Source organism: Syntrophales bacterium (genome assembly GCA_030655775.1).
Taxonomy (GTDB): domain Bacteria; phylum Desulfobacterota; class Syntrophia; order Syntrophales; family JADFWA01; genus JAUSPI01.
On record JAUSPI010000139.1, the window covers coordinates 1 to 7,626 of the forward strand.

General features: G+C 43.0%; 7 protein-coding genes. 2 read left to right on the plus strand and 5 right to left on the minus strand.

Going from position 1 to position 7,626, the window contains the following annotated elements:
* From Q7J27_07340 to Q7J27_07350, 3 genes are all read right to left on the minus strand, one after another.
* The coding region (locus Q7J27_07340; protein MDO9528954.1) for a Fe-S oxidoreductase at positions 1 to 209 on the minus strand (209 nt) is incomplete at its 3' end.
* Between the two features lie 29 nt (positions 210 to 238).
* A complete protein-coding gene (locus Q7J27_07345; protein ID MDO9528955.1) occupies positions 239 to 769 on the minus strand; it encodes a (4Fe-4S)-binding protein in 531 nt (176 codons plus the stop codon).
* The gene (locus Q7J27_07350; GenBank protein ID MDO9528956.1) at positions 766 to 2,721 is read right to left on the minus strand and encodes an aldehyde ferredoxin oxidoreductase N-terminal domain-containing protein; all 1,956 of its coding nucleotides are present in this window, start codon (positions 2,719 to 2,721) and stop codon (positions 766 to 768) included. Before Q7J27_07350 ends, Q7J27_07345 begins: the two co-directional genes overlap by 4 nt.
* An 895-nt stretch (positions 2,722 to 3,616) precedes the next feature.
* Here Q7J27_07350 and Q7J27_07355 point away from each other — a divergent pair.
* Positions 3,617 to 3,766: a transposase gene (locus Q7J27_07355; protein ID MDO9528957.1), complete on the plus strand. Its 150-nt coding sequence runs from the start codon at positions 3,617 to 3,619 to the stop codon at positions 3,764 to 3,766.
* Between the two features lie 140 nt (positions 3,767 to 3,906).
* Positions 3,907 to 4,320: a transposase gene (locus Q7J27_07360; protein MDO9528958.1), complete on the plus strand. Its 414-nt coding sequence runs from the start codon at positions 3,907 to 3,909 to the stop codon at positions 4,318 to 4,320.
* Between the two features lie 417 nt (positions 4,321 to 4,737).
* Here the strand turns inward: Q7J27_07360 and Q7J27_07365 are convergent, their stop codons facing one another.
* Both Q7J27_07365 and Q7J27_07370 read right to left on the minus strand, forming a co-directional pair.
* Complete coding sequence (locus Q7J27_07365; GenBank protein MDO9528959.1) at positions 4,738 to 4,929, minus strand: hypothetical protein; 192 nt, start codon at positions 4,927 to 4,929, stop codon at positions 4,738 to 4,740.
* 152 nt (positions 4,930 to 5,081) lie between these two features.
* A complete protein-coding gene (locus tag Q7J27_07370; GenBank protein MDO9528960.1) occupies positions 5,082 to 7,067 on the minus strand; it encodes an IS701 family transposase in 1,986 nt (661 codons plus the stop codon).
* Positions 7,068 to 7,626 lie beyond the last annotated feature (559 nt).

A 7,626-nucleotide genomic window follows, 5' to 3' on the forward strand; every position in this document is an offset into this window, starting at 1 on the left:
CAGGTAGTACAACGCCAGACCTCTTCAAGTTCTACCTCCGGTATACCGAATGTAGCCTCGCGGATTAGCTTGCGCATACTGAAAGTTGTAACTTTATTCCAGGGGCAGACAGTATCGCATTTCCCGCATTGATAGCAGTACTTGACGGCGTCTCCGCCTAATTCTTTTATTTCATCTATAATATCTTTGAAGGGGGATTCAGTCTCCATGATTTTATCCCTTCTTTCGCATTAATGTTTTATTCCTTCTGTGACATTCGGGCAACGCTATCCACTAGATTTTGCAGACCATATTTGTCTGCCAATGATTTCAATCCTGTCTCCATCTCGCTCAACATCACTTCTTCTTCGACTTCCTCTTCTCTTTCTTCGTAAGTCAAAGCCTCAGCTAAGCACCACATAACACACAAAGGCTCTTCTTCGTCTTCACACATATCGCATTTAAGAGGAAGACCGGAATCGGGTTCTTTGAAAGCGTCCCTGGATGGGCAGGAAGCCCTGCAGAAGTCACACTCTCCGTATTCCTTTCCCTCAATCACATATTTGTCTCTGCCCATACATTCCGCTGGAGCATACTCACCAGCGTAGACAGGAAGAAAAACGTCTTCTATTGGTTTACGAATCAGACGAATACGGGACCTCTCCGGATTATTGCTGCTATATCTTGGCTCAGCGTGATAGGCAGAGCAGATAAGCTCACATGCCCGGCAACCATTGCACTTATCAACATCGACTTTGATTGTCTTGATTTTCTTCATAACTTTGCTCATTTTATAATCCCTCTCTGTTCTAAGTCTTCGGCAACATATGCCATATCCAATTCTTCTAAAGACTCTCTGGTAGGAACACCCTGATTATCCCAACCCTTAAATTTGTAATACGCATCTAAGAGTTCGGCTTCAAGTTCGGGAAATCTTTTCTTCCAATGGTTCTCAGGAGGCTTCTCATCCGCTCTCGTCAAGCCTCTTCTAACATTAAAGGCTCTAATCAAAGTTCGGTTCCTCTTGGTTGCCAGCGATAGTCCGTCTTCATCCATATCGACCCCCAGCGCTGCTGAGATAAAAGCCGGGTAATTGTGTATATGATAGGGGGGCTTCAGTGGAAATGACGACAAACCGGCGCACATTCCGAGGGCATCATCAATGTAATGCATCTTCTCCTGCCAGTCCACAATATCAACGGATGCTTCAACGGTTGGATAATATGGATTTGAGTATTCTCCGCGAAAGTCCCATTTCAGGAGATAATCCTTAAACTTTTCATCGGGAACCTGTATCCAATCCTTTACAAACTCTTCTCTCTCCTCCATCGTTGGGAAAGGCGCCTGAGGGAACTGTCCTTCTATTTGGGTAATATTTATCTTCTCGCCGGTGGAATACATAAGGAAATAAACGGGATTCAGCATTCCCAGCTTCAGAGGCAGCTGCTCATGTTTCTTAATGTTATTGTGAGCATATTCTTCTGCACCCTTGCCGATCTGTTGGGCAGCCCAATAAGTACCGTTGGCCAAAACATCTCCTATCCCTTCCCGCCGGACAATTCTGTCAAGTAACCAGTAAAATCTTCCCTCGTTATCGGACGGGCACCCTGCCATGTCCTCTTCAGTCAAAATGCCAGCTTCCTGAAGCTCGACGGCGAAAGCCATAACTTGCGGAGTTGAGAATCCATCCACTCCATACTCCGTAGCACGCTGAGCGATTTTAAAACCAAAATCCAGGTCTGAATAGGCCGCCATTGTATAAGTCAGTTTTGAGAAGCATTTCATCATGTAGGTTGCAATACCCGGGACGGAAATGGTTGCCCCGCATTTCATGGGACAGTTATAGCAGCTTATTAACCGCGTCCGCACATTATCCTGCGTTTTCCTCCACTTCTCTTCCACATCCTTGGTCCAATAATCTCTTCTCCGGGTGCGGGAATTTCCCCAGTTGAAATTCTCGGTGTGCCACTTTTCATCATGGATTTTCATCTCCTGCGGTGACCCAAGCCCTGCTAAAATAGGCATAACACCAGGAATTGGCTTTTCTTCCCGGGCCTTTATATATTCCAACACTTCGTTGCTTAGTTCCATAAATTCAGCCGGTCGGGCAACATTGATGTCCTTTGAACCACGAACAGCTATCGCTTTTATGCCTTTATCTCCCATAACGGCACCTACCCCGAGTCGGCTGGCACTGGATCTGCCCTGCTCGATAGAAGCCATATAGACCCTGTTTTCACCGGCCAGGCCGATGGCAGCCACCTGAGCTTTCGGCTCGTTCAACTCCTGCCTGATAAGTTCCTGAGTTTCGACAGCGCCTTTACCCTGCAGATGCGAGGCATCGCGTATTTCAACTTTGTCATTGTGTATCCACAAATAAATTAGCTTTGGGGACTTGCCGCGAAAGATAACTTTGTCGTAACCGGCATACTTCAATTCCGGCGCAAAAAATCCCCCCATCATTGAATATGCCATTAACTGCGTCTGAGGAGAAATGGTAGAAACAATGGTACGATTAGCACCGGGAGCAGGTGTGCCACCTAAAAGACCAGCGCTAAAAATCAGTAAATTCTCAGGAGAAAAGGGCTCCACTTCGGGGGGAACCCTATCCCATAATATCTTGGCGTTAGTACCCAGCCCCCCCAGATGATGTTCAGTTAATTTGGGATCAGTTTCTACCCTCTCAATGTTCCCACGTGATAAATCAATTTCTAAATTATACCCTGTTTCTGCGTACCTCATTTTTCAACACCTCTACTTAATGATTTTAATATTAATAACCATTCTCAAAAGCAAAATAACAAGCTTTTTCATTATCTAGCTTGTACCTGCTTTTGAGCCAATGCCAACCATTTCATCCACCTGCCGCCCATCTTGCTACCTCTATTTTAAAAGATCTTCAAAGAAAAAAAAATCGCTTAAAAGCATGGAAGCAAGGTTTAAAAAGAGTGAATTAAGGATTAACCCTTTAGAATGAAGCACCCCTGTCCCCTACTCTTCATTGCCGTGCCGGAACACTCGCTGGCCCTCCGCCTGCACCTTTTTGTCTGAGCCCGATTGGGCCGTTTCTCCACAAAGCTTTCATAAGGTTCTATTTCAACATCTTTCTTTCTTTTCCTGTAACCAATAAAAGGCAATGAAAAGCCAGGTTGACGGGGGGACGGGGTTGTTGTCAACTTTTCTAATCAATAATTATGTAGATCAGAAGTGACATTTTTTTAGAAACGTCTTTTGCATTCATAAAGAACAGCTTGCTTAACAGGCACCTTTGATAAATTCCACGACTAAACAAGAAAGCAGCGGAAGCGTAAACCCCCGCTGTTTTCAACGTTTGTTGATGGTAGGCGAAACAGGATTTGAACCTGTGACCCCCTGCTTGTACGATTCATCTCAAACTCTAATCCGCTTAACACCTACGGAAAACCATCATTTTATCGGTAATTAACATCTTTCACTTTTCATTTTTCCCACTGGTGGATAGATATCAGTTAGGGGATAGTCGGTTATTGTGAAAGAAACAGGCCGATGATTTGGTTAAGTTTTTCTGGTTTAACCTTAGATATCAGCCGCACTATGTTGACAACAACCCCGTCCCCTCGTCACCCAATTAGAACACCAGATAAAGCTTGCGGAAAAGATCTCAGCTGACGACGGCATGTTTACCATAGACAGCAGTGAAATCCCCAAAAAAGGCAGTGATTCTGCAGGAGTTATCCGGCAGTACTGCGGCAGGCTCGGCAAGATAGAGAACTGGACAGCTTTTTTGGAAGTAACCCGGAATTCTTAGATGCCGTCGGTGAAAAGTATTATTACTTTGCGGATATCCGCTCTAATACCCTGGTCTGGCTTGAAAAACCGGAAATCGGTCTGCCACCTTACAAAGGCCGGGGGTCCTATCCGCAAAAGGAAAAGCCGTTCACAGATCCCGTGCCTGTATCTGGAATTGCCAAAGATCCATCACTTTCCTGGCAAACGGTGAATATTGGCGAAGGGGCCAAAGGACCTATTATCGCTGAGATAGCTCGCCTGCGTGTGATCGAGCAAAGAGACAGCCTGCCTGGCAGGGAATGCTGGCTTTTCCTGCGAAAAAATGCGGACGGGGAGATCAAATATTCCCTTTGCAATGCCCCTCAAGATATGTTCATGGAAGAAATGGTTCAGATGTCCGCAAAGCGCTGGTCCATTGAGCAATTGTTTCAGGAAGGCAAAAGCTACCTTGGTATGGCCGATTATGAAGTGCGTTCCTATACAGGCTGGCACCGTCATATGACACTGGTATTTTTAATCATGCATTTTTTGCTGAGCGTACGCTTAGAGTTTGGGTCAAAAAAAACATCTTAACCCTTCCACAAGCCACGCGCCTGTTCATAGCCGCTCTGGCTGAAGAATCATTAACCGTGGAAAAAGCGATCGCAATAGTATATTACCACCTCCGCAGAAATGAAATAGCTCGCCTGTCTCACCGGAAAAGTAGGCTGGCAATGTTGCAAAAAGCACAGTGTTAAAATGAATCCTAAAACATGGTTGCTCTAAATCGTACTCTTTTGAAACTGCTTCTAAAAGGGCTTAGTTTTATATGCTCAAATTTACAAGTTAGGCCAAGGTTTTTGTGTAAACAATTAGATTAAATGGCAAAGCAGCAGTTAGGCTGGCTTATTCACAAGAAATAATTTGTTGTCATCGTTTGATGCTGGTAGTTTTGATTTATATATCACGCTGTAGTGCTAAAAACTATAGAAGAATTATTCGCATATACTATTATTTTGAATAGATAAGATACTCAACAATTAGCAAGTATAATGGGAATGTAATACTCAAAGTTATACTTGTATCTAATCCGATAACAGGTTCTCCATTTATAGTCCCCATGGCCTTAAAAATCAGGAATATAATACAACCTAATGATACACACTGTAAAATTCCAAAAACCCAAAATAATCCATTTTTCATTACGGTTATCTCCTTCCATATATCACTACAGCGTAACTTAATTTTATCCAGTAAGGTTCTTTAATTTCTTCAAACTATGGGACTTATAAGCACTATAATTGCGACGAAGATGATAATCTACCCTTTGTAATGCTCTCTTAATAATTTTATCATCACCTGACAGGGCTGCAACAACAAGCAATAGTGACATTGGAAGAGTTAAAATTGGACTTTTTTTTATCAGTGACAAGCAATCTTATCTCAAGCAGAAAGGCACTGGCCATAAACACTAAAAGCATATGGCGATGCCATGCAGTCCAAGATCTGAATTCATAATGATCCATGCCTAATTCGTCTTTGGCTTCATGGAAGCACTGCTCAATAGGCCAGCGCATCAACGATGCTTTGCACAATTCAGTGTCAGGAGTCTCTTCAGGCGCATTACTGACCGAAAACCTAGTTTCCCCATTTTCTAAACGGCGAATAAATAACCAGCATGATTTTATAGGGACTTCACCCGTTTCTTTCGCAAAGGCTCTAAAGATTCGAAGACATTTGATATCTGAATATATCGGTCCTTTGGATCCTTCTCCAAGATACATTCTTCGCCAAGGTATAGTATCATCCTCAGTGATCTTGAACACAGGTTCTGCTGGAGTGGTGGCTGCCATTTTCTTAGGGCGTGGACCTCTTCCTTTATAGTCAGGCACTTCAAAGGTGGGTTGAACGCGCCATGCCAGTGATTCCTTATGTATATCAGCAAAATACCAATAGTTATCCGAGATCGCCTCAATAAATTCCTTGCTATTTCCGTAAAGACAGTCCATGCCAATCCATTTAGCTTTAAATAGACCGGATTGTTCGATTTTATGTATCAAATCCAGTGCAATTTGTGGTTTAGTCTGAAAGGTGAGGTCCTCGGGCACAGCACAGTCAATCCTGAGCTGTTTATGCTCTTCGTCAAACCATTTTTCTGGCATGAACAGTTGTGTCGAAATCAAACCATAGCCTTTAGAGCCGGAATAGCCTACGAAAACACCCACCTGACTGTTGGCTACTTTTCCGACACTACCACAATATTGAGGTCCCACACCCACCGAATGCTCACCTTTTTTAGGAAAGCCACTTTCGTCGACGGTAATCATTCCTTCAACGTCTGAAAGGCGCTCAGAAAGACCCTCTTGATAAATTGTCGCAGCTCCTTCATCATCCCATTTAGACTCTTTCATGAAGTTCTGCAAATTACGAGGACCTCTTGGATTGTCTATATAGTCCAAAGCGATGGGTTCAACCGACTTCCTCTCCAACTTGCTCAATAATCCCCTGACATACACATTCGCATGGAATGTTTGCTCGGAGCGTCGAAAACACCCATGAAAACGATCCATGAAATTTTGAAGCATGTCTGGTAACATATCGACAAGACCCCGTACGTTAGCCTCTTCTAAAAGTCCTTCATGCCACGTATTTTTTTGTAGTTGCATAGTAATCCTCTCCGAATGTTTGTTTTTTTTGAGGACCCGGAGTGGCTTTCCTGTACAACCCATCAATTGTTTGAAGTTTTTCTTCAGCGTATAGACAAAAACTCCTTTCTTGTTTCCATGATACAGATAGGTGACTCCAACTTTTCCAAACCCGCTGGTTTCTCCGACATAGTGCCAGTTTGAAGCTCTATAACAAGTTCCCTTGTAAAGGTCTCGATCTACAAAGGTTTCTAATAGATAGGGTTCCGTCCCGTAAAGGATCGGCCAATCGTGTTTTAGGTGCTTAATCGACAAAGCAATGATATGTGATGCCAGGTTTTTAACGTGCACCCACGGTAAGATCAGAAAGCGATTATTGTTCAAAACATGCGGTAAATACCGTTTGCGTTCTTCTTCACTCCAGCCGATGAAGGTATCCCGCATGCCCAGCTTATAAGCAGCTTGCGTATAACTAATAGCAGCAATAGGACGTTCCTTAAACCACACAAGATACTTTACGCGTGGGCCAATTATTCTGTTATAACCTAGATAATGATACGACCTTACAAGCTGGTTCCAGAGAACTTCCAGTTCTGTGCGACTGACAAGTTCTATTTTTAGCGCGGATCTTATCTCAAGTATTTCTTCAACAAAAGGGGTATCATCAATAGAAAAAATAACATTGTTTAGTTTCATAAATAACGAATCCTTTCTGTTTTGAGGACAGAGATATCCCTTGGGATATGTGTCGTTGTCTAACTCCGAGTCCTCATTACTAATTTACCACATAGGATCCGTTACGTCTATCTTTTTTTTATGTTACGCTGTAGTGATATACTCTAAATGATTATATTTCCCTAACATACCAAGTATTGATCATTTATTTTGAATATTCAATGTTACGAACTAACACTGTAAACGGCAATGCAAATGTCAGAGTTTTCGGCAACTAAAGTAAGGAAAAACGGCATAGGAAGTGCGGATTTTCGGCAATGGAAGTAAGGGTTTTAAAAAGACTTTAGCATACCCCCTTTAACAATCCAAGATGGGGACAGAAAAAAAACTGCCCCCACTGCATATATTAGCCGTCAATTTTAGAAAAAGGTTCCCCATTGATCAATACTTCCGCAAACTCCGGATATGCCGGATGATCATAAAAAGACAAGGTATAATCAGAAGCAGGGTCAGGGAATGGCTGTTGCCCTTCAGATAAAGAATTAACCTGGTTACGCAGGCGGATAATATACTCTTCCAG

Excerpts from the sequence above, each read along its gene's own strand:
- Q7J27_07370 (MDO9528960.1), bottom strand. The coding sequence starts at position 7,067 with ATGAAACTAAACAATGTTATTTTTTCTATTGATGATACCCCTTTTGTT.
- Q7J27_07365 (MDO9528959.1), bottom strand. The coding sequence starts at position 4,929 with ATGAAAAATGGATTATTTTGGGTTTTTGGAATTTTACAGTGTGTATCA.
- Q7J27_07350 (MDO9528956.1), bottom strand. The coding sequence starts at position 2,721 with ATGAGGTACGCAGAAACAGGGTATAATTTAGAAATTGATTTATCACGT.
- Q7J27_07345 (MDO9528955.1), bottom strand. The coding sequence starts at position 769 with ATGAGCAAAGTTATGAAGAAAATCAAGACAATCAAAGTCGATGTTGAT.